We start from the raw sequence: 3,918 nt of genomic DNA on the forward strand, positions 1-3,918 counted from the left end.
CGACAAAAGAAACTTTGCGCTGTAGCAGAACCTGACGCATTTGGGCATCATCAATATTGAGTACTTTACACAACGATGGATCATGCGCTAATAACTCTCGAACATGCAGCACGGCTGGAATTCCAACTGATTGCGCAGCCGTTAATGGCTCACTTAACACTATTGTGTTCACATAAAGCAACTTAACCGCATATTGCTTAAATAGATGGGTATATTGCTCAAGCACTGCCGGCTCGTCAGTACGCTCTGCTCGCCACCAATAATAAGGCATTATCACAACGGTATCGACGTATTGACGTAAAGCCGTTATGTACTTAGCTGAGTGTGCAGAAGGCAAAACCACTATCAATCTAAACGGGCATTGACTGAGTGCTTTTACCACATCGAGGAAACTGCGCTCTGCACCAAATAACTTATCGGATACGGCATGGCCAACCAGCATCATTGTTGGCTGGTTTAGCTTGCTAGCTTCGCCCGCTATATGAACTGCATACTTTTCTGGTTCTTCCGCCTTTAGCCAATGCGCTAATGCCGCCGTTATTGGTAATTTCTGCTGATAGGCATAACTGCTTAAGCTAAAAGTAGGCAGCGGATCTCGCCCCTCGGCAGCGCCATGCGCAATAAAATGTGCTAAGGGCTCTGCCCCTGCTTGCGCTATATCGGGGTAACGGCGCAAATACCAAGCTGCATCAAACAGCTGTTTTTGCTCCAGTATCAACCGCACGTTATGTTGTCGATAATTTTCAGAACCTCGGCATATTAGTGCCGGCGCCACAAATGGCCGCTGCTCAGGCATGGCGGGTAAATACAACGAAGAAGCAGTTTTATGCCACGCTATAGCCGCATCATGATAGTCTTTTCGCACACCGCGAAACTGTGTGCGCAAATGACTGGCTTTCGTTTGGCTTAACGAGTTTTCATCCGCCCGCCCAAAAGACAACGGCACACCAGGTAACACCTCAACGATACTGTCATCACCAAATTGCTGTTTAATACGATAGTAATATTCGGTATCGGCATTTACAGACACACAATCCCAAAAGCCTAAGGCTTCAAACACTGCTTTGCGAAACATTAAAGATGAAACGTTACGGTAAACCCACGCATCTTCCATGCGCCAACGTTGAAAAACTAACTCTGGAGAACAACGCACCCAATGCGACACCGATGCCATCAGCGTCGCATCTTGTTGTAATGCCTGAACCTGGCGTTCAATCTTTTCTGGGTGCGACCAATCGTCAGCGTCATGGGTAGTTATAAAGTCACCACTCGCTTGCTGCAATGCGGTATTACGCGCGACATAAGCGCCGCTGTTCGTCGTTAACTGTACTAACGCGATGCGTTTATCCTGCTTAGCAAATTGCTGCACTATGGCAACAGAATTATCGGTAGAGCAGTCATCAGCCACTAGTATTTCAATGTTGCGATGGCTTTGCCGCAATAAGCTTTTAAGCGCAGTCGCTATCGTTTTACTGGCATTAAAGCATGGCACTATAATGCTAACTTTAGGCTGTATATTACGTGGCCGAAAAAAACGATACCACGCCGATTTCATCTTTTCGGCTTGCAAGCTGTCTAGATTAGCTTGGGTGTTAAGCTGTAACGGCGTTAAGCTCTGACTAGCAAAAACCTTGTTTAGTAAACGTAACTTTTCTGTGCCGCCTACCAGCATAGAACGAGCCAACTGCTTATCAACAGTGTCAGCCCAGAGTGGGTGCGACAGCACAGCGTGCGCCTGCGCAGTTTGCTTACAATTAAAATAAGTAGAAAACGCCAGTAAAAACGGGCCTTGATGGGCAAGCATGTTTAGTGCAATTTCATCTTGTAACAAAGGCTGCAACAAAGGCAATGCCTGTTGCCACTGCCCGACACTAGCACACCAACGCGCTAATACCCAAGCGGCTAAGGCGCTATGCAAAGGTTGCTGTTTTTGCCATAGCTGTTGCAATTGTACCAAATAAGGCTCGGCACCAACTGCCTGCCATAATGTTTGCTCAAGCTCTAAGGCAGGCAGTGCACAAGGCCAACGGCCTTCTTTTTGGCCATGGTTAAGATAATGCTGCAGGGGATCTATACCAGCAGCTGCGATATCGGGGTATTTTTGTACATACCATTCTGAATTGAAGTAATGGGAATTCAAATCAACAATCTTTAATTTTTTTTGATCATTTCAATTAACTCGAATAGTTTTGGCGTTGAATTGATATCATCTGCGTCAAAACCCTGAGAGTAAAAAGAGAATGCAAGGCAATTAGCTATCTCAATATAATTTTTAGCCTGCTTGTCTAAATCAGGATCGTTAATAATTTCAACTGAAAACAACTGCGGAGATGTTTCAATGTATTTAAAAAGAGGTTTACTGCCAGTTTTTTTTTCAAAAATATTACAAAAAATAAAATTTCGCAAAGCTGTAAATTTTGGTTTTGATGCCAATCCAGAATCATCAGAAAAAACCACACTATTTAAAGTTTTTACATTAACATTTTTACTTATAAAACTTTGTTTTATTTCAAAAAAATCATCTTTTGAAAAATTAAAGCTTGTCAATCCTTTTGCATAAAGTCTCCTGTAAAAGTCACCATCATCATAACCCCATCCGGTAATCCAATCGTTGTACCCTCCTGTAGATATATGACTTGCTTTATCAAAAAGAACTAAACCTGAAGACACGCCAAGCTGTGAACGACCTCTGACGAAACAATTTCCTGCAGAAATAAGTTCGAGGCTAGGCTTAAGATCAAAAATACCTACGTCAGAGTCAATTTTAAGAATATAGTCGGCTTTAGCAAAGTTAATACCTATATTCTGAGCAAGACCTATTTTCCATACTGGCTGGTTATCAACTCTAAGAACCTTAAGCTTAGAATTTGATAAGAAATCTGATAATTTATTATATACAGGCTCCGTCGAATCAAAATCTACAACAACAACCTCAGAAACAATAGGCTGTGACAAAAATGAATTTAATGTTTCTAAAAGATAATCAGTTCTGTTTTTACATGTAGTTACAACTGAAACACTCATAAAGATTCCTTTGTTAAAAAACTCAGCCAGGTCATCATTCTTAATTTTTTTGATTCACCGGTAACCTTAAGAATTGATGTTTTTTCACTAAGCAAATAACTCGGTGAGTAAAAAGCAGATTCAACTTTAATTTCATGAGCAGATTCAATACAAAAGCTAATAAAAACAGAAATATGATCACGTCTAAGCATAAACCCATTTCCAGACTTTGAAACTTCCACTTTAGGATGTAACAAGAATTGAACAATCCACTTTTCGGACTCTGGACTTTCAAATGAATCAGTTATTGAAATATCGCCGTAACTTAAAGTAGATTTTTTTTCAACTCGAAGCTTTCTTGTAAATGCTGTATTCGAATTGTAAAAGCTTTCACCTTCAATCAATATGCTGTAATTATCAGATGCAAATTTAGTCGTATTAGCCAGATCATTCGCAGTTTCAAAATCTTTAAAAAGCACAGTTGAAGCTGAAGCAGGAAAAAAACCACTGTGGGCATTATGAGATATAAAGTATCGCCGCAACTCATTACTGTTGTCATAGTTATACATTCCTCCATCACAAATGAAGTCTAAACCTCCAACTCTTAATGTAATACTGGTATCATCGATATGTCGATGTGAGAAAGAAGATCCACCACATTTAAAGGTCAGGAAAAAGTCTTTTTCTTTCACTATTGAAAAACCTGATTCAGGAAAGAAACCTACACCATACTTTCCTTTGTGAAGAGAATCAGGAACATAAACAGAAGCTTTATTTTCCGAGTCGCCAATCAATGGTAAAGTCCCATCTTCGTGGATCATGAAGTTAGCCGCATCTAGTGCTAATTTTAATTTCGAATTAAAACTAGCATTTTCTACATTGTTCTTTCTTAAAAAACTATCAATAGCACCAAAC

The 3,918-nt window shown here is 40.4% G+C and carries 3 protein-coding genes; all 3 read right to left on the bottom strand.

Going from position 1 to position 3,918, the window contains the following annotated elements; genetic code table 11:
- Positions 1 to 2,140 (bottom strand): glycosyltransferase family 2 protein (locus NWQ57_RS08455; RefSeq protein ID WP_306021708.1); only part of this gene is annotated, 2,140 nt, incomplete at its 3' end.
- A gap of 11 nt (positions 2,141 to 2,151) precedes the next feature.
- A complete protein-coding gene (locus NWQ57_RS08460) occupies positions 2,152 to 3,024 on the bottom strand; it encodes a glycosyltransferase family 2 protein (protein ID WP_306021709.1) in 873 nt (290 codons plus the stop codon).
- The coding region (locus NWQ57_RS08465; RefSeq protein WP_306021710.1) for a heparinase II/III family protein at positions 3,021 to 3,918 on the bottom strand (898 nt) is incomplete at its 5' end. The genes NWQ57_RS08465 and NWQ57_RS08460, both read right to left, overlap by 4 nt.

Origin of the sequence: Paraglaciecola sp. (assembly GCF_030730205.1) — a bacterium.
In the GTDB taxonomy this organism is placed as follows: Bacteria; Pseudomonadota; Gammaproteobacteria; order Enterobacterales; family Alteromonadaceae; genus Paraglaciecola.